The sequence below is a fragment of the Sphingopyxis sp. OPL5 genome, assembly GCF_003797775.2.
In the GTDB taxonomy this organism is placed as follows: Bacteria; Pseudomonadota; Alphaproteobacteria; order Sphingomonadales; family Sphingomonadaceae; genus Sphingopyxis.
The window spans coordinates 1,795,095-1,813,596 of record NZ_CP060725.1 but is presented as its reverse complement, the minus strand read 5'-3'; the positions used below and the strand labels follow the sequence as shown (position 1 = coordinate 1,813,596).

Annotated in this window: 11 protein-coding genes; 8 read left to right on the top strand and 3 right to left on the bottom strand. The window is 68.1% G+C overall.

The genetic code is table 11. The features are described from left to right. Positions 1 to 76 precede the first annotated feature (76 nt). The gene (locus EEB18_RS08700; protein WP_187142142.1) at positions 77 to 754 is read left to right on the top strand and encodes a CerR family C-terminal domain-containing protein; all 678 of its coding nucleotides are present in this window, start codon (positions 77 to 79) and stop codon (positions 752 to 754) included. Between the two features lie 70 nt (positions 755 to 824). Here EEB18_RS08700 and rsgA read toward each other — a convergent pair whose 3' ends face one another. Both rsgA and rtcR read right to left on the bottom strand, forming a co-directional pair. Further along, positions 825 to 1,835 carry a ribosome small subunit-dependent GTPase A gene (rsgA, locus tag EEB18_RS08695; RefSeq protein WP_187142138.1) on the bottom strand — a complete coding sequence of 337 codons (1,011 nt, stop codon included), beginning with the start codon at positions 1,833 to 1,835 and terminating at the stop codon, positions 825 to 827. Positions 1,836 to 2,177: 342 nt separating this feature from the next. Then, the gene (rtcR, locus tag EEB18_RS08690) at positions 2,178 to 3,773 is read right to left on the bottom strand and encodes an RNA repair transcriptional activator RtcR (RefSeq protein ID WP_187142137.1); all 1,596 of its coding nucleotides are present in this window, start codon (positions 3,771 to 3,773) and stop codon (positions 2,178 to 2,180) included. 263 nt (positions 3,774 to 4,036) lie between these two features. Here rtcR and EEB18_RS08685 point away from each other — a divergent pair, with 263 nt between their 5' ends. From EEB18_RS08685 to EEB18_RS08660, 6 genes are all read left to right on the top strand, one after another. After that, positions 4,037 to 5,584, top strand: a complete 1,548-nt coding sequence (locus EEB18_RS08685) for a vWA domain-containing protein (protein ID WP_187142136.1) — start codon at positions 4,037 to 4,039, stop codon at positions 5,582 to 5,584. An 825-nt stretch (positions 5,585 to 6,409) separates the two neighbouring features. After that, positions 6,410 to 7,636 (top strand): RtcB family protein, encoded by a 1,227-nt coding sequence (locus EEB18_RS08680; protein WP_056344598.1) that lies wholly within the window; start codon positions 6,410 to 6,412, stop codon positions 7,634 to 7,636. A 33-nt stretch (positions 7,637 to 7,669) separates the two neighbouring features. After that, positions 7,670 to 8,086, top strand: a complete 417-nt coding sequence (locus EEB18_RS08675) for a hypothetical protein (protein ID WP_187142135.1) — start codon at positions 7,670 to 7,672, stop codon at positions 8,084 to 8,086. Beyond that, the gene (locus EEB18_RS08670; protein WP_187142134.1) at positions 8,083 to 8,865 is read left to right on the top strand and encodes a nucleotidyltransferase domain-containing protein; all 783 of its coding nucleotides are present in this window, start codon (positions 8,083 to 8,085) and stop codon (positions 8,863 to 8,865) included. The genes EEB18_RS08675 and EEB18_RS08670 overlap by 4 nt, the downstream gene beginning before the upstream one ends. Next, the gene (gene rtcA / locus EEB18_RS08665; protein WP_187142133.1) at positions 8,862 to 9,884 is read left to right on the top strand and encodes an RNA 3'-terminal phosphate cyclase; all 1,023 of its coding nucleotides are present in this window, start codon (positions 8,862 to 8,864) and stop codon (positions 9,882 to 9,884) included. Before EEB18_RS08670 ends, rtcA begins: the two co-directional genes overlap by 4 nt. A 139-nt stretch (positions 9,885 to 10,023) precedes the next feature. Then, positions 10,024 to 12,282, top strand: a complete 2,259-nt coding sequence (locus EEB18_RS08660) for a sensor histidine kinase (RefSeq protein WP_187142132.1) — start codon at positions 10,024 to 10,026, stop codon at positions 12,280 to 12,282. On the opposite strand, the gene EEB18_RS08655 is transcribed toward EEB18_RS08660, so the two are convergent. Further along, the gene (locus EEB18_RS08655) at positions 12,268 to 12,885 is read right to left on the bottom strand and encodes a response regulator (RefSeq protein WP_056344588.1); all 618 of its coding nucleotides are present in this window, start codon (positions 12,883 to 12,885) and stop codon (positions 12,268 to 12,270) included. The two genes, EEB18_RS08660 and EEB18_RS08655, sit on opposite strands and share 15 nt — an antisense overlap. A 372-nt stretch (positions 12,886 to 13,257) precedes the next feature. Between EEB18_RS08655 and EEB18_RS08650 the strand changes: the two genes are divergently transcribed. Next, on the top strand, positions 13,258 to 18,483 hold the full coding sequence (locus EEB18_RS08650) for a beta strand repeat-containing protein (protein ID WP_187142131.1): 5,226 nt from the start codon (positions 13,258 to 13,260) through the stop codon (positions 18,481 to 18,483). Positions 18,484 to 18,502: the final 19 nt, after the last annotated feature.

The window sequence follows — 18,502 nt, the reverse complement described above, 5'->3', positions numbered from 1 at the left end:
TCTCCCTCTCGACGAGATGGCGAGGATCATATATATCAAATGATATAAATTCAAGCGAAACGGATGAGACCCGCCCATGACCCGCCCCGCAACCCCGGTCGCACCGCTCCGCACCGCCTCCGACGGCTATCGCAAGGGCGAGGAGACGCGGACGCGCATCCTCGCCGTGGCGCTCGCCGCGTTTGGAAACAGCGGCTTCGCCAGCGTCACGACGCGGCAGATCGCCAAGGAAGCCGGCGTCAACCTGCCGGCGCTGACCTATTATTTCGGGAACAAGCGCGGCCTCTATCTCGCCTGCGCCCACGCGATCGTCGCGCGCTATCGCGAAGGCATGGGCGCGGTGGCGCTGACATCCTATGCCGCGTTGCAGGAAGCGCTGCCCCCCGATGCGGCGCGCACCCTGCTCAAGCGGCTGTTCGCGGCGCTGGCCCGCTTCCTCCTTTCGACGCCGGGCGCGCAGAACCCGTCGCTGTTCGTCCAGCGCGAGATTGCGAGTCCGGGCCCCGCCTTCGAGATTCTCTATGCCGAACTGTGGCGCCCGGGCATCGAGCTCGCCACCGACCTGATCGTGCGGGCGACGGGCGGACGGCTGACCGAAACCGAGGCGCAGGTGCGAGCGGTGCTGATGATATCGAGCTTGACGGGTTTCCTGTCGGGACTGCCCGTCATCGCCCGCACGGCGGGAAAGGCCGACTACACCGCGCTGGTGATCGCGGCGCTCGATGGGCAGATCGGTTCGCTCGAGCAGGGCTAGGCCGGCTGTGCTGCAGATTTCGGGATTGAAGGGTTAGCGGTTCGCGAGAGGAAGCGCCGACCGAAGCCCGCTATCGGCGCGGCTTTGCGGGATGCGCGGCATTGTCGCGCTCCTCGTTCGCCAGCTTGCGCCAGCGCTCGAAACGCTCGGCGCTCAGCGTGCCCTCGGCAATCGCGGCCCGGACGGCACAGCCGGGTTCGACGCCATGGGCGCAGTTCGAGAAGCGGCAATCCTGTGCGGCGAGGATGAAGTCGTCGAACACTTCCGATATCCCGGCGGCCGCGTCGGCCAGTTGCAGTTCGCGCATGCCGGGGGTGTCGAGCAGCCAGCCGCCCTGGTCGAGCCGGTGCATTTCGCGCACCGTGGTCGTGTGGCGCCCGGTACCGTCGGCGGCGCGGATCGCCTGGGTGGCGATGCTGTCGGACCCCCGCAACGTGTTGACGAGCGTCGATTTTCCGACGCCCGAGGACCCGAGCAGCGCGACGGTTTCGCCCTTGCCGCACCAGGATGCAAGCCTGGCGACGCTGGCCGGGTTGCGGCCATCGACGGTTTCGACGCGCAATCCCGGTTCGATCGCGCGCGCCGCCGCCGCGAAGGTCTCCGGGGTGTCGGTCAGGTCGGTCTTGGTGAGCACCACCACCGGGGCGACGCCGACCTCGCGCGCCAGCACGAGATAGCGTTCGAGCCGGGCGACGCTGAAATCCTGGTTGCACGAGGCGGTGATGAACAGCGTGTCGACATTGGCGGCGATCATCTGCTCCTTGCGCGGGTCGCCGGGCGCGCGGCGCTTGAACAGATTCTGTCGGCCAAGGACACGCACCGGAAGCATCGTGGCGCGATCGACGAGCAGCCAGTCGCCGACCGTCGGATGATCGTCCATTGGGCCGGCGCCGGGAATATAGGGCGAGACAAAGCACCGGAACCCCGCGCCCGCGACGGCGATCTTGCCGCGGTGGACGGCCATGACCCGCACCGGAAGGCAAAGCCCGGCCTCCTCGGGCGTGACCTGCTCGGCGAACCAGGGCCTCCAGCCGAGCGCTTCCAGCGTCTTTTCGGGCGGGGTGTCATCGGGCGGTGTCATGCGGCTGAGGCCATATCCTTCCTGTTGGTCGACCGGGTGCGGGTCCCGGGCGCATCGTCGCAAAGCCGCGCCTATCGCGTTCGACGAGTCGCCCCAACAACAAAGGGCTGCTCCGTCCGGAGCAGCCCTTCCATTGTCTTGCCTGTCGCGGACAGCTTAGCCGAGCTGGACCCCCGCGGGGAAGGTCGTGCTCAATTCTGCCGCATGCGGCGTGTGACAATGAGACATTCGACCACCTCCTTTCGCTTGTTGACGATAGGATGAATGTAGGAGTCCCATCGCATTGTGCAAGCTGTTTGAGACCATCTTCCTTTGCCGGCTCATGCGGCGTCCCCGGCCTCATTACGCGGCGGGCGACCGAACCGCCGCCCAGTCCAGATCGAAGCGCGCCAGATATTTGCGCAGCCGGTCGGCGTCGTTGGTGCTGGTCCGCTGTTCCCGCGAGACCGCGAACAAGGTGCGTCCGGCGTCGGACAGCGATCGGGCGCCGCGGCACGCTTCGACGACGAAGGCGAGCTGGACGCGGTCGAACGGATCGATCGCGGCGAGCTCTTCGCGGGTCAGGATCCGGGCGAGACTGTCGCCCGGCGGCGTTTCGGCGCTCCAGGTCGCGCCGAGCCGCGCGATTTCGAACCCCACCGCGTCGCGGTCGATCCGTCCGGTATCGCTGAGCGTCGCCATGCGGGTGACGCTGGCGGCGAGGTCGCGGAAATTGCCCTGCCATTTCGCCGCCGCGCTCTCGGCGAAGGCGAGATAGCGATCGCGCGCCTCCTTGTTGAAGGTGACGCGCGAGCCCTCGCGCTGCGCAAAGCGTTCGAGTTCATAGTCGAGATTGGGGGCGATATCCTCGCGCCGGTCGGCGAGGCCGGGCAGCGCGAAGGTCCAGAGGTTGAGGCGCGCGAACAGGTCGTCGCGAAAGCGGCCCGCTGCGACCTCGCCGACGAGGTCGCGGTTGGTGCCCGCGATCAGCTGGAAGTCGCTTTTCGCCTCGCTGTCGGCGCCGACGGGGAGGAAGCGCCCTTCCTCGATCGCGCGCAGGATCATCGCCTGTTCGTCGAGGCCGAGTTCGCCGATCTCGTCGAGGAAGAGCAGCCCCTCGTCGGCGCTCCTGAGCAGGCCGGGGCGATCCTGCGCGGCGCCGGTGAAGGCGCCCTTGCGGTGGCCGAACAGCGCCGACATCGCGCTGTCGCCCTTGAGCGTCGCGCAATTGACCTCGACGAACGGCCCGCTGACCTGATGGCGCAGCTTCTTGAGTTCGTAGATCTTGCGCGCGAGCTGGCTCTTGCCCGCGCCGGTCGGCCCCATCAGGAGGATCGGCGCGTGGCTGCGCACCGCGACCTGTTCGATCTCCTCGATCATCCGGTTGAAGGCGGGGTTGCGCGTTTCTATGCCGCTTTTCAGGAAACTCGTGCTCTCGGCGCTCGCCTCGGCGAAGCGCGTCGCGATCGAATCATAACGCGACAGGTCGAGGTCGATGGCGTTCCATGTCCCGACCGGCTGCGGCGCGCCGCGCTGCGGCTGGGTCTGGAGCAGGCGGCCGGGCAGGTAGCGTGCCTCGCTGAGCAGGAAGAGGCAGATCTGCGCGACATGCGTGCCGGTGGTGATGTGGACCAGATAGTCGTGCGTGTCGGGATCGAAGGGAAAGTCGCGCGCGAAGTCGAGCAGCTTGCCATAGACCTCCTCGAAATCCCAGGCGTCGTCGAAGTCGAGCAGGTGCGGCACGACTTCGGTTTCGGGCGAGACGTCGCGGATGTCGTCCATGACGAACTCGGCGAGGCGGCGGTGGTAGCTGCCGTGGAGCAGGATGAAGCGGTCGACGCGCAGATCCTCCTGCATGCAGATGCTGACCGTCGGGCGCCACTTGTTCCAGCGCGAGGGGCCGAACTTGGCGGCGTCGAGGGTCGAGCCGAGGAATCCGATGACGGTGACGGGCTTCATGGATGGATTTATACAAATTTATAAGAGGCGATACAAGATCATCGAATTTGCGATTGTGCACTATGTTGGCCTTTGCAGCGCCAATTTTTATTATTGCTTAAAATCATATATTTGAGAGAATATTTCTCGTCTGCCGCGCATTTGGCACGCCTCCTGCAATTCTGTTGGCGTCGGGTTCACGTCCCCGGCAGCAGCGGAGCAAGGGGCGGCCGGAATGGGCCGGCCGCCCCCAGGCTCCGACAAGATTTCGAAGGAGTTGGACGATGGCCAACAAGACCCTCTTTTCGGCGGCATTCTCCCGCTTCCTGCCGCGCACCGACGCGGTGAACGAGGCCGGCGGGGCCGCCTATGCCTATGGCCCCGAGGCCAAGCTCGCGCAGCTTGCCGCAACGGGCACGCTGTCGGACGGTTTCTATTCGGGCGCCGACGCGCAGCTCGCCGACGTCCTGTCGGCGGCGCGCGCGGTGTCGCCCGATTTCGTCGCCAAGGCCGCGGTCTATGCCCGCAAGTCGGGCGCGATGAAGGATATGCCGGCGCTGCTCGCCGCTTACCTGACGGTCGCCGATCCCGACCTTGCGGTCCCGGTGTTCGGCCGCGTCATCGACAATGGCCGCATGTTGCGCAACTTCGTGCAGATCATGCGTTCGGGCCAGGTCGGCCGCCGTTCGCTCGGTTCGCGACCGAAGCGGCTCGTCCGCGAATGGCTGGAAAAGGCCTCGATGCCGCAGTTGATGGCGGCGGCGACGGGTAACGACCCGAGCCTCGCCGACATCGTCCGCATAGTCCATCCGGCGCCGGCTTCGGCCGACCGCCGCGCCTTTTACGGCTGGCTGATCGGCAAGCCCTATGATGTCGCGGCGCTGCCGGCGGAGATCGCGGCGTTCGAAGCCTGGAAGCGCGACCCCAAAGGGGCGTTGCCGCCGGTGCCGTTCGAATGGCTGACCGCCTTTCCGCTGACCGCCGGTCAGTGGGCCGAGCTTGCGGGCCGCATGGGCTGGCAGGCGCTGCGCATGAACCTCAACACGCTGGCGCGCAACGGCGCGTTCGACGTGAAGGGGGCGACCGCCAAGGTTGCGTCGCGGCTGGCCGATGCCGATACGATCGCCCGGGTTCGCCCGGCGCCGTATCAGCTGATGGTCGCGATGGGCCAGGTCGGCGAGGCGGTTCCGCTGCGTGTCCAGGCGGCGCTCGAAGAGGCGCTCGAGCTGTCGCTCGCGACGGTTCCGGTGCTGGCGGGCCATGTCGTGGTCTGTCCGGACGTCTCGGGCTCGATGAGTTCGGCGGCGACCGGATACCGCAAGGGGGCGACCTCGGTCGTCCGCTGCATCGACATCGCGGCGCTGGTCGCGGCGGCGGTGCTGCGTACCAACCGCCGGGCGCGGGTGATGCCGTTCGATGTCGATGTCGTCGGCATGGCGCTTGATCCCAAGGCGCGGGTCGCGGTCAACGCGGCACGGCTGGCGGCGATCGGCGGCGGCGGCACCAATGTGTCGGCCCCGCTTGCCCGGCTGAATGCCGAGCGGGCGAAGGTCGATACGGTGGTGATCGTGTCCGACAACGAAAGCTGGATCGACCCGACCCGGCGCGGCGCCACGGCGACGATGATCGAGTGGAACAAGCTGAAGGCCCGCAACCCGGGCGCGAAGCTGATCTGCATCGACATCCAGCCCTATGGCACCACGCAGGCGAAGGACCGGCAGGACATCATGAATGTCGGTGGCTTCACCGACGCGGTCTTTGACGCGATGGCCCGCTTCGCTTCCGGCGAAACGCGCGACTGGGTCGAGATCGTCAACGAAACGGAGGTATGAAACAGGTCGTGGCGAATGCAGGCAGGACTACATTCCAAGGCGCTTGATCCATCGGGGATGCGTAGGGAGCAATCCTTGCGAGCGGGTTCGACCCCCGTCTGGCGAGAATGTCTTGCCGATCCTCGTCGCCACGACCCATCATGAACATCACGGCGAATGCCGGGAAGGACTACAGACTGTCGCGGGTTCGAATCCCGCCTGTCCGGTAACGGACAGTAGCTCAGCCAGGTAGAGCATCAGCCTTCGGGCGTGTCTTTTCCGATTCTCGTCGCCGTGACCCGCAACCTATTTCGATAGGGAGATCGCAGCGAATGCCGGTGGGACTACATCGGCACCATGAAGGCCCGACGAGTAAAGCGCCCGGACCCGCAAGGCCTCTGGGAGATGCGGGTTCGAATCCCGCCTTGCCATGTAGCTTAAGGGCCGCGTCTCACCATCTCTCGTCGCTGCGAGATCCTTATCGGCCGGCGGATGCCGGACGGGACTACACCTTCCAACGGTGCCCCATGCGGGGCAATGTCTCGTCCAATCCCTCGCCGTCGGCACCCACTTCACGCTGGCGAATGCCGGTGGGACTACATTCCAAGAGGGGCCAGTTGGCGGGGCTTTGCTCACGCGCTGGCTTGAATGTCTCACCAGATCCTCGTCGCCAGCACCTCGAACAAGTCGGCGAATGCCGGCGGGACTACAGGGTCAGAGCGTCCACCCCAGGGTGGAAGGTCGGCGGTTCAAGTCCGCCCCCGGCTTGCCGGAGTAGCTCAGGAAAAATGTCTCGCCACGCCTCGTCGCCGGCACCATGAAGATGATGAAAGAAGGAGGTCAGCCATGACCCAGACGACTTATGAAGTGCTGAACGTCGAGGGCGGACGCCCGGTCAAGATGTGGACCCGCGGCGTGCCCGTCGAGGACATGGCGCGCGCGCAGCTTCGCAAGGCGGCGCAGATGCCGTTCGTGTTCAAGCATGTCGCGGCGATGCCCGACGTCCACGTCGGCATCGGCGCGACCGTCGGATCGGTGATCCCGACCAAGGGCGCGGTCATTCCGGCGGCGGTCGGGGTCGACATCGGCTGCGGCATGATGGCGGCGCGCACCACGCTGATGGCGCACGACCTGCCCGACACGCTCGAGGGCATCCGCAGCGCGATCGAGGCGGCGGTGCCGCACGGCCGGTCGGTCGGGCGCGGCAAGCGCGACACCGGTTCGTGGGGTGATCCGCCGGCGGCGATCGTCGACGCCTGGGCGACGCTCGCCGAGCGTTTCGGCCATATCGTCGCCAAGCATCCGCGGCTGAAGAACACCAACAACCTCACGCATCTGGGGACGCTCGGGACGGGAAACCATTTCATCGAGCTGTGCCTCGATACCGAGGCGCGGGTGTGGGTGATGCTCCATTCGGGGTCGCGCGGCGTCGGCAATGCGATCGGCACCTACTTCATCGAACTGGCGAAGAAGGACATGCGCAAATGGTTCATCAACCTGCCCGACGAAGATCTGGCGTACTTCCCGGAAGGGACCGACCATTTCGACGATTATGTCGAGGCGGTGGGCTGGGCGCAGGACTTTGCGGCGCTGAACCGGCGGATGATGATGGCGAATGTGATCGCGGCGCTGCGGCGCCAGATCGCCAAGCCCTTCGAGGCCGAAGCCGAAGCGGTGAACTGCCATCACAATTATGTGACGCGCGAGAATCACTTCGGCGAGAATGTCCTCGTCACCAGAAAAGGTGCCGTGCGCGCGGCGAAAGGCACGATGGGGATCATCCCGGGTTCGATGGGCGCGAAATCGTTCATCGTGCGCGGGCTGGGCAATCCGGAGTCGTTCGATAGCTGCAGCCATGGCGCGGGCCGCGTCATGAGCCGCACCGCGGCGAAGAAGCTCGTCACGCTCGACGAGCATATCGCCGACACCGCGGGGGTCGAATGCCGCAAGGACGAAGGCGTGATCGACGAAACGCCCAAGGCGTACAAACCGATCGAGGCGGTGATGGCGGCGCAGGCCGACCTCGTCGAGATCGTCCATACGCTGAAGCAGGTGGTGTGCGTGAAGGGGTGACCCCCTTCACGCCGCCGTCCGGGGGGGGAGACCGTGAACAAGATCTTGTGCTGCGGCGCCTGCAAGGCGCGCCTGACGCCCGCGCTGACGCTCGTGTCGAGCAAGGAGCCCGGCGTCGTTGCGCCCGAGCAGGAGCCCGGCAAGCCGCTTATCGCGCGCGGGATCGCGTACAAAAGCTGGGAACCGATCGAACGGTCCTTTGCTCGCCGGCCAGCGCTGCTCGAATTCGTGCCGCAATATTGGCTGAATCCGGACGATTTGACCGAAGCCGTGCGTGAAACGCGCAACGGAGACCGTCTTGGCGGATGCTGCGGGCTTGCAGGCTGCAACGGCCTTAACCAAGCCTGTCGGTGTGGGAGGGAGGTGGGCACGCTGCGCACCGATTGCTGGACACCGCATTTGTTCGTGCCCGATCCGGCGAAGACGAACTGGATAGAAGAAGAACGATGAGCATCGAACCCGCCATCCGGCAAGACATCGAAAACCGCCTGTCCGCCGTCGAGGCGGAGGATGGCGTGCGCCTGTTGCTCGCGATCGAATCGGGGTCGCGCGCCTGGGGCTTTCCGTCGCCCGACAGCGATTATGACGTGCGCTTCCTCTATGTCCGGCCGCGCCGCGACTATCTGGCGCTCAGCCCGGTACGCGACGTGATCGAGCGGGAGATCGTCGACGAGATCGACCTCAACGGCTGGGACATCCGCAAGGCGCTGGGGCTGATGCTGCGCAACAATTCGGTCCTGTCCGAATGGATCGGATCGCCGATCGAGTATCGCGACCCCGACCCCTTCGTCGCGCGCATGGCGGAACTGAAAGATCGGCATTTCGATCCCAACGGCTTCGCGCTGCACTATGCGAAACTCGGGCGTACGGCGATCGCGCGCTGGCTGCAGGACGAGAGCGAGGTCGCGGTGAAGCGCTATTTCTATGCGCTGCGTCCGGCGCTGGCGATCCGCGTGCTGCGGCGCGATCCGTCGCGCCGGCCGCCGATGCAATTGCAGCAATTGATGGCCGAGGCCGACCTTCCCGCTTCGCTGGCGGGCGAGATCGAGCGGCTGGTGGCGATGAAGGCGGATACGCGCGAGGCCGGACCTATCGCGCGCTTGCCCGAGATCGACGCGCTGATCGCCGACGAACTGGGGCGTGCGGACGAGGTGCCGGCGCGCCCGACAAGCGAAGCCTTCGCGGCGGAGGCGAACGACCTGTTTCTGGAATTGGTAGAAGACACATGATCATCATCGACGGATCGGAAGGCGAAGGCGGGGGGCAGGTGCTGCGCTATGCGTGTGCGCTCGCGTTGCTCACGGGCACGCCCTTCACGATCGAGAATATTCGCGGCGGGCGCGAGAAGCCGGGGTTGATGCGCCAGCATGTGACCGCGATCGAGGCCGCGTGCGTGATCGGCGGCGCCGAATGCACCGGGCTGGCCGTGGGATCGAACAGCCTGTCCTTTCGTCCCGGCCGGGTGACGCCGGGCGACTATCATTTCGCGGTGGGCACCGCGGGCAGCACCGGGCTGGTCCTCCAGACGATCCTGGTGCCGCTGATGCTCGCCGATGCACCGTCGCGCCTCGTGATCGAGGGCGGAACGCATGCGATGGCGGCGCCGCCGTTCGAATTTCTCGAGCGCACGTTGCTGCCGGTCATCAACCGCATGGGCCCGACGGTGTCGGCGCGGCTGGTGCGGCACGGCTTTTTCCCGCGCGGCGGCGGGCGGATCGAGGTCGACATCGTGCCGGCGCCGCTGCGCCCGATCGCGTGCCTGGCGCGCGGCGACTTGCGCCGCGTCGGCGCGACCGCGATCCTTGCTGGCATTCCGTTCGACGTCGGCGATCGCGAACTCAAGACCGCGGCCAAGACGCTGGCCGACTGGCCGCAGGACGCCTTCGCCACCCGACAGCTTCCCGCCGAGCAGGGGCCGGGGAATGCCCTGATCCTCGAGGCGGCGTTCGAGCATGTGACCGAAGTGATGTCGGCATTCGGAAAGATTGGGGTTCCGGCCGAGCGGCTTGCCAAGACCGCCGCGCGGCGGATGGGCGGCTATCTCGCCTGCGACGCCTTTGCGGGACCCTATCTGCAGGACCAGCTTCTGCTCCCGTTCGCGCTGGCGGGGGACGGCGTGTTTTCGACGGTGAAAGTGAGTCAGCACACGCTGACCGCGGCGGCGCTCGTCGCGCGCTTTGTCGGACGCGGTTTCCGGTTCCGTTCGTGCGAGGACGGGGCGACGCTGGTCGAGGTGGTCAGCGCCTAGGATATGGTCTTGCCGGCCGGCCGGTTTTCGACACCGCGCGGCGCGACGGGCCTTCACCCGCCGCGCGGTGTCGGCGCCGCGGCCTTCGTTCGCCGTGAAAATTGACTTTACCCGGTCAGCGCGCGACTGGTCTTGCGACATGCCGACGAAACACTGGATCGCGATCATCGCGCTTGTGCTGTTGGCCTTGCTGTCGCCCACCCGGGCGGCGGCTGCGGCGGGGGCCATGCCGACGGTGGAGCTTCGCACCGGCGAAGAGGTGCCCGCGCTCGCGCGCTATGTTCGCTACAAGACCGGGGCCGCGCATCCCGCCACGATCGATGCGGCGAGCGTGCTCGCCGAACCGCTCGCGCGCGTCACCGGATCGACGATCCATTTCGGACCGCCCGGCCGCAAGACGCTGGTGATGGTCAAGGTCCGCAACGTCGGCGACCATCAGGGCAGCTGGATTTTCAGCACCGGACGCGGGTCGCTCACCTATTTCCGCCTGTACGAAATGTCGGGCGGCCGGCTCACGCTCCTCGTCGACGGATCGAATGCCGAGGCGGCGAGCCAAAATCTACGAACCTATCAGGCGTTCAGCACCGAATTCGTGCTCGATCCGGGGCAGGAAAAGCTTCTCGTCATCGATTTCCTGTCGGAAAATTCGACCTATCTTCCGCTCAAGATCAGCAGCTACGGGACCTTCTTCGATGAGCGGCGCGCGAACGTCGCGATGGTTTCGGGCGTGGTGTCCGGTGTCGTCGCGCTGGTCCTGCTGAACTTCCTCTTCTTCTCGATCACCGGGCATCGCGAGTTCATCTGGCTCGCGGTCGCGCAGGGCTTTTTCGCGCTCAACACCGTGCATTCGGAAGGCTATATCACCATCTTCTTCCTCGCCGACCGCCCGCTGGTCGGGGTCGCGATCGAGGATCTCTTCAAATGCGGCTTCGCCGCCGCGATGGCCCAGTTCTGCCGCAGCTTTATCCGGACGCCGCAGCTTTTCCCGCGCCGCGACATCGCGCTGCGCATCCTGATCGGCGCGGCGCTGCTGATCATGGCGCTGCAGCCCGCGCTGGCGTACTACCCACCCGGGTTTCGCCAGTCGCTGCACGTCGGCGGCTGGCTGGTCGCGATTTCGGTCGCGCTGTTCCTCCCCTTCGTCGGCTTTGCCGCGATGCAGCAGCTCGGCCGCCAGCTCTGGCCGCTGTTCGTCGGCTGGGGCAGCCTCGCGGTCTTCATCATCTATGGCGCCGTCGCTTCGATGGGGCTCTTCGCCTGGCTGCCGATCAACTGGCATCTCGCCGGGCCGGTCGGGCTGTTCGAATCGATCATGGTGACGCTCGCGCTCGGCCTCAATCTCAAGAAGATCCAGAACGACAAGCTCGCCGCCGACCGCAACTATGCCAGCTCGCTGGCCGAGCGGGTCGAAATCAGCGAACGCGCGGCGCGGCTGGCCGAGGAAAAGGCCTTCGCGCTTGCGACGGTGAACAGCCAGAACGCCTTGCTGCACGCGTCGGGGCACGACAGCCGGCAGGTGATCCTGGCGCTCAACAGTGCGGTCGAGGTGCTCCGGCGCGGCGACGAGGCCGGGGTTCATCGCGAACTCACCGACATGCTCGAAAGTTCGGCGACCTATCTGGGCGAGATCGTCTCGACGACGATGTCGGGCGCCAACATCATCGGCAGCGACACGGGCTTCCTCGCGCTCGGCGCCTTCGAGGCGCGGGCGCTGGTCGAACCGCTGCAGATGATGTTCAAGGCGCCCTTCGCCGACAAGGGGCTGTCGCTCGAAACGCGCGTCGTCGGCGACATCCAGCTGATCTCGGACAAGCCGCTGTTGATGCGTGCGCTCGCCAACCTCCTGGGCAACGCGTATCAATATACCGAGACGGGCGGCGCGCATGTCGTCGTCGAACGCCGCGATACGGCCGCGGTCATCGCCATCACCGACAGCGGCAGGGGAATGCCCGCCGCGATCGCCGCGGCGCTGAACGGCGATGGCGCCGCCCGGCTGCGCGCCGACGAGAGCATGCACGGCACCGGTTCGGGCTTTCGCGCGGCAAAGCGGCTGATCGGCGGCTTGGGCGGCTCGCTCGAAATCGTCGCCTCGTCGGAGGCCGGGACCGCGCTTCGCATCGTCCTGCCCTGCGCCTTCGCCGCGGTCAGCCCCTGTTCGACCGCGACGTTGCAGGCCGGGCTGCGCGATTGGCTCATCCTCGATTTCGACCAGCGCCAGGCCTTCGACGCCGGGCTGGCTGCCGCCGCGATGCCGCGCAACAGGATCGCCGCGCTGACCTATGACGACACGACGGTGACCCGCGGCCGCCTTGGCGACCTGGTCGGGCTGGCGATCATCAAGCCGCCGTGCCGCGAACTCCTCGCGCACCCGGCGTTCGGGGCGTCAGAGCAGGCCTAGTTCCAGCGCCCGCTCGACGATCTTGCGGTTGTTCGGCACGTCGAGCTTGCGCCGCACTTCGGCGATGTGGAACGACACGGTCGGCTGCGCGATCGACAGGCGGTAGGCGATTTCCTTGTTGCTCTCGCCCTGTCCCAGATAGTGGAGGATCGCCATCTGGCGCGACGACAGCGCGACCGGCGGCTGCTGATACTTGCCGAGCGCTTCGCGCATATGGTCCGATATGAAAATGTCGCCGGCGAGCGCCGCGTCGCACGCCGCGACGATCTGGTCGGGCGGATCGGCCTTGCTCACCACCGCGCGCGCGCCGAGCTTCAGCGCATAATCGATCTCGCCCAGCAGGGTTTCGCCGGTCAGGACGATCACCGTCATGTCGCGCGATCCGACGATCTCGGCCAGCACGTTGACGCCGCGGACGTCGGGCAGGTTGAGGTCGAGGATGACGAGGTCGACGGGCTGCGACTGGACAAAGGCATTGACCAGCGCGCCGCGATCGAGGGCGCCGACCACCGCATAACGTTCGTGCGCCGCAAACAGCAGTTTCAGCCCGCTTCGCGTGATGCCGTGATCGTCGACGATCAGGATTTGATGCTTGGCGGTCATTGCGGCGTCCATTCCAAAGCGCGTCGAACGCGCATGCCCCACGGCGGCGGCCGGCCGCAACCCGAATAATCTTCAGGGCGATGCCGCCGCCCGGCGGCCCTGCCAATCCGTCCGGCTTTGGTCCTTTTATCCACCGCTGCGCCCGGCGTTTGCGAGCCCATCGGGACGCGCCGGCAGGTATCGGAAATTTTTCTGCGGTCGCCGTGTCCGGTTCGGCCGGCGTTTCCCGTCTTACCCCATGACAGCATGCGCGGCGGACCGATGCGGGTTCGCCAGCGGCTGACGCGGGGACATCTGCGCCGCACGAGCGAAGCCCCAGGTCGCGTTTTTCATCGCAGCCGCCTCCGCGCGGCGAGGACTAGGGGATTACCGATGCGCAAGACCACCAAGCTGCTTTTCACCGCCGCCCCCGCGGCGCTCGCTCTGTCGCTGGCGATGCCGGCGCATGCCGACCCGACGCCCGAGTGCAACAGCGGGTCCGCGCTCAATGCGACCGAATGCGGCATCAATGCGGAAGCCGATGGCGAGGATTCGACCGCTGTCGGTGCCAATACCGCGACCCGCCAGCAATCGACCTCGATCGGCAGCGGCGCGCTCTCGGGCTTCAACTCGGTCGCGACGGGCTATAATTCGCTGGCCTTCCTGAATGCCGTGGCGGTCGGCGCCGGCGCGGGAGCGGGCAACCAGGGCACCGCCATCGGCACCAACGCGCGCGCCACCGGCAATCTCAACGCCACCGCGGTGGGGACCGGCGCGCAGGCCGTGTCGGAAAATGCCACCGCGCTGGGCGGAATCGCATCGGCCGAGGGCGAGAATTCGACCGCGATTGGGTTCAACACCAAGACGCGCCAGCAATCGACATCGGTCGGCGCCAATGCGCTGTCGGGCTTCAACTCGGTCGCGACCGGATATGATTCGCTGGCCTTCCTGAACGCCGTGGCGGTCGGCAGCGGCGCGGGGGCGGGCAACCAGGGCACGGCCATCGGCACCAACGCGCGCGCGACGGGCAATCTCAACGCCACGGCGGTGGGGACCGGCGCGCAGGCGATCTCGGAAAATGCCACGTCGCTGGGCGCCATCGCGTCGGCGGAGGGCGAGAATTCGACCGCGATCGGGTTCAACACCAAAACCCGGCAGCAATCGACGTCGGTCGGCGCCAATGCGCTGTCGGGCTTCAACTCGGTGGCGACGGGCTATGATTCGCTCGCCTTTTTGAACGCGGTGGCGGTCGGCAGCGGCGCGGGGGCGGGCAACCAGGGCACCGCCCTCGGCACCAGCGCGCGCGCCACCGGCAATCTCAACGCGACCGCCATCGGGACGGGCGCACAGGCGACCGCCGAGGAATCGAGCGCGCTGGGCGCCTATTCGGTCGCCAGCGCCGACGATGCGACGGCGGTCGGCGTCTTTGCCAATGCGACCGGCGTCAACAGCGTCGCGCTCGGTCGCGGTTCGCTCGCCGATCGGACCGACAGCGTGTCGATCGGCACGGCGGGCGGCGAACGCCAGCTGACCAATCTTGCCGCCGGGACCGCCGCGACCGATGGGGTCAATGTGGCGCAGCTCGACGCTGCCATCGCGGGGGTCGTGGCGGGCAGCAACCCCTATGTCGGTGTGGGTGGCGGCGGATCGGCGGCGCAGGCGATGGGCGACGACAGCTTCGCCGCCGGCGGCGGCGCGCAGGCGCAGGCCGACGGGTCGACCGCTATCGGATCGGGCGCGGTGGCCAAGGATGGCAAGGCAACCTCGATCGGGTTTGAAAATGTCGCCTCGGGCGATGGCGCGGTGGCGATCGGCGATCCGAACACGGCGACTGGCACCGGCGCGGTGGCGATCGGCGCGGACAATACGGCGACTGGCACCGCCGCTATCGCGCTCGGCAATCTGAGCAGCGCGACGGGCAATTCGGCGATCGCGGTGGGTGACCAGGCAGCGGCTTCGTCGGACGGCAATGTCGCGATCGGCGGGCTTTCGCAGGCGACGGCGGCCGAAACGATCGCGATCGGCCCCGACAGCCGCGCGACCGCCGCGCATGCCATCGCGATCGGCGCCTTCAGCCGCGCCGCCGCCATGGATGCGGTTGCGCTCGGCTGGGGTGCGCGCGCGACGGGGATCGGCGCGACCGCGACGGGTACCTTCGCCGAAGCAAGCGGCGAGCGCAGCACCGCCACGGGCCGCGATTCGATCGCAAGCGGGGTGGGGTCGACGACGACGGGCAACCTGAGCCGCGCGACTGGACTGAACAGCACCGCGACCGGCATCGGCGCGCAGGCGATGGCGGAGAGCAGCAGCGCCACGGGTTCGGGCGCGCTGGCCAGCGGAGCATTTTCGACCGCGACGGGCAGCTTTACCGAGGCTTCGGGAGGCCGCAGCACCGCGACCGGCGATTTTGCGCACGCGACGGCACTGCAATCGACCGCGAGCGGTGCGGGCAGCCAGGCAACGATGATGGATGCCACCGCCACCGGCTTCGTCAGCGTCGCGTCGGGGGTCGGCGCGACCGCCACCGGCACCTTCGCCCAGGCGACCGCCGAGCGCGCCACCGCGACGGGCCGCGACAGCATCGCCAGCGGGATCGGGTCGACGACGACGGGCAATCTCAGCCGTGCGACCGGGCTCAACAGCACCGCGACCGGCGTCGGCGCGCAGGCCAATGGCGACAACAGCAGCGCCACCGGCGTCGGTTCGCTGGCCAGCGGCGTCTTTTCGACGGCAACGGGCAGTTTCACCGAGGCAGCAGGCGGACGCAGCACCGCCACCGGCGACTTCGCGCACGCGACCGGCCTGCAATCGACCGCAACCGGAGCCGGCAGCACGGCATCGGCGATGGACGCCACGGCAACCGGCTTCATCTCCCAAGCCAGCGCGGAGGGCGCGACCGCCACGGGCACCTTCGCCCGCGCCCAGGGGTTCCAAAGCACGGCGCTGGGGCGCGACAGCCTGGCGAGCAGCGATTTGTCGACCGCCTTGGGCAGCGATGCCCAGGCCACCGCGCTGAATAGCGTGGCGCTGGGCAGCTTCTCGGTCGCCGACCGCGCCAACACGGTGTCGGTGGGCGCGGCGGGGAACGAGCGCATCGTCGCCAATGTCGGCGCCGCGACCGCGGCGACCGATGCGGTCAACCTGGGCCAGCTCAACGCGGGTCTGGCGGGTGTGGCAGCCGGCGCCAATCCCTATGTCGCCTTCAACAGCAGCGGCGCCGCAGCGCAGGCGCTCAGCGACGGAGCGACGGCGATCGGTGCCGGAGCGATTGCCAAGGACGGCAAGGCGACCTCGGTCGGAACGGGCAATATCGCCTCGGGCGACGGTGCGGTGGCGATCGGCGATCCGAACACCGCGACCGGCACCGGCGCGGTGGCGATCGGTGCCGACAATACAGCGACGGGCACGGGCGCGATTGCGCTCGGCAACCTCAGCGTCGCCAATGGCGAGAGCGCGATCGCGCTGGGCGATCAGGCCGAGGCGTCGTCGACCGGCAACGTTGCGATCGGCGACGAAGCGAAAGCGACGCTGGGCGGCAGCGTCGCGCTCGGCGCCGGGGCCGAATCGACCGGCGGTTTCAGCACCGCGATCGGCCAGCTCAGCACCGCGAGCGGGCAATTCTCGACCGCGATCGGACGGCGCGCCGACGCGAGCGGGACCAACAGCGTCGCGATCGGCGATTTCGCGATCGCCTCGGCCGCCAACAGCTATGCGCTGGGCGGCGACGCCAAGGCGCAGGCGATCGGCAGCGTTGCGCTCGGTTCGGGCTCGATCGCCAATCGCGAGAATAGCGTCTCGGTCGGCACGACCGGGGCGGAGCGCGCGATCACCAATGTCGCGGCGGGCACCGCCGGCACCGACGCGGTCAATCTCGACCAGCTGAATGCGGCGCAGGCGACGGCCGATACCGCGCTCGCCAATGCCGCGACGGCGCAGGGGACGGCGGATACCGCCATTGCCAATGCCGCAGCGGCGCAGACCGCGGCCGCCAGCGCGCAAACGACCGCCAATACAGCGGTGGCCGACGCGGCAGCCGCGCAAGGCACCGCCAATAGTGCGCTCGCCAATGCGGCGACGGCACAGACGACGGCAGATGCTGCGCTGGCCGGCAATGCGGCCAACGCGGTTTCGGCGGCGGCGGCGCAGAGCACCGCCGATACCGCGCTCGCCAACGCCGCCACGGCACAGGGGTCGGCGGATGCTGCACAGGGCACGGCCAACAGCGCTCTCGCCAATGCGGCGACCGCCCAATCGAGCGCGAACGCCGCGCAAGGCACCGCGAACACCGCGCTCGCCAATGCCGCCACCGCGCAAAATGCGGCGATCGCGGCGCAGGGCACCGCCAACACGGCGCTGGTCAACGCCGCGACGGCGCAGGGGACGGCGAACACCGCACGGCTCGAAGCGGCGGCGGCACAGGGTACGGCCGATACCGCGCGGCTTGAAGCCGCGGCGGCGCAGACCCGCGCCGACGCCGCCTTCGCCAACGCCGATGCGGCGCAGGCGACCGCCGATCAGGCGCTCGCAGCGGGGCAGGCGAATGGTGTCGCAGTGGCGACGGCCCAGGCGACCGCGGATACCGCGCGGACCGAGGCGGCGGCGGCGCAGGCGCAGGCCGACACGGCGCGCGCCAATGCCGCGACCGCGCAGGACCGCGCCGACGCCGCCTTCGCCAATGCCGGGGTAGCGCAGGCGACCGCCACCACCGCGCGCACCGAAGCTGCGGCGGCGCAGCTGACGGCGACGACGGCGCGATCGGAAGCGGCGGCAGCGCAGAGCACCGCGAACACCGCGCTCGCCAACGGCGCCTATTTCCGCGCCAACAGCACCGGACCGGGGCCGCAGGCGACGGGGGTCGACGCGATCGCGGTCGGGCCGGGTTCGGTCGCCAGCGGCAACCAGTCGGTCGCGATGGGCGCCAATGCCCGCGCGATCAACGGCCAGGCGGTGGCGATCGGCGCGGGCAATGTCGCATCGGGCAATGGCGCGGTGGCGATCGGCGATCCGAACATCGCGACTGGGACCGGCGCGGTGGCGCTGGGTGCGAACAACAGCGCGATCGGCACCGGGGCGGTGGCGCTGGGCAATGCCAGCAGCGCGACCGGCGACGGGTCGGTGGCGATCGGCAATGGCGCGGTCGCGAGCCGCGCGGGGCAGGTCGCGCTCGGCAATTCGGCGAGCACCTACACCCTCTCGGGCGTCGGGTCGGCGGCGAGCAATGCGGCGCAGAGCGGCACGCTCAGGCTGCTGACCACCGATGCGGCGGGCAATCTCGGCACCTCGGCGCTCGACATCGCGACGCTCGGCGGGCTGCCGAACCGGGTCAACCTGCTCGAACAGCAGACCGCGGCGCTCGACCAGCGCACGCTGGTGCTCGAACGCCATGCGGTGCAGGCGAGCGGCGGCATCGCGACCGCGATGGCGATGGGCGGCACGATGATCGTCCCCGACAGCGACGTCTCGGTCTCGTTCAACCTCGCGACCTATCGCGGCGAACAGGGCTTCTCGGGCGCCGCAGTGGTCCGGCTTGCCCCGCGCGTCTATGTCAGCGGCGGCATCGCCGGGTCGACGGTCAAGGGATCGACCGGCGGGCGGGTCGGGGTGGCGTTCGGCTTTTGAATATAATTAGTATACGAAC